The following is a 779-nucleotide window of genomic DNA, read 5'->3' on the forward strand; positions in this document are numbered from 1 at the left end:
CGGGTGGCCCCGAACCACTGTCACAAGCCGGGAAACACCCGCAGCGCTCACCAGCAGCTCACCGCTGGTTCTCCACCCCTTCGCGGGGTGTGTTCGGCGCGCTGTCACCCACCGCGCCGAGCGCGACAAGCAAAGGAATGAAGACATGCGCAAGTCCCTGAAGACCTCGATCACCCTCGCCACGACCGGAGCCCTCGTCCTCGGCGGCGCCGCGTTCGGTGTGTCCGCCGCGAACGCGTCGACCCCGACCGTGCACACCGTCTCCTCCAGCTCCGCCGCGAAGATCCCCGCACCGGTCGCCTCGGTCCCCGAGGTCCTCGGCGGCGACACCTCCGTCGCCCTCGACAAGGGCTTCACCGACGCCCTCACCTCCCTGAAGCTGACCCCGGGCGTCTCCGGCAACGCCACCCTCGCCGACGGCGCCGTGTCGTTCCCGATCACCTCCGGCTCGGTCACCTACTGGAGCCCGGACGGCAAGTACCGCCCCTACGTGCAGGGCCTGCTGAACCACGACGACTCCGGCCTGACCCTCAAGGCCGGCGACACCACCGTCACGCTCGAGAACTTCGTCGTGAACCCCGGCTCCTCGAAGCTCTACGGTGACGTCCTCGTCAACGGCAAGGTCGCCGCCCCGAACGCGTACCTGTTCTCCCTCCACGGCGGCTCGCTCAAGCCGCTGCAGCTCGAGGGCGACAACGCGATCCTGACCGGCACCACCGTCCACGTCTCCGCCGACGCCGCGAAGCTGCTCAACGACACCTTCAAGACCGACGCCGTCA

At 69.1% G+C, this 779-nt stretch carries 1 protein-coding gene; it reads left to right on the forward strand.

The genetic code is table 11. From position 1 onward, the window contains the following. Nucleotides 1-145 precede the first annotated feature (145 nt). A partial coding sequence (locus DEJ33_RS16795; protein WP_111079670.1) for a hypothetical protein occupies nt 146-779 on the forward strand: 634 nt, incomplete at its 3' end.

This window comes from Curtobacterium sp. MCPF17_047, from assembly GCF_003234045.1.
Classification (GTDB): domain Bacteria; phylum Actinomycetota; class Actinomycetes; order Actinomycetales; family Microbacteriaceae; genus Curtobacterium.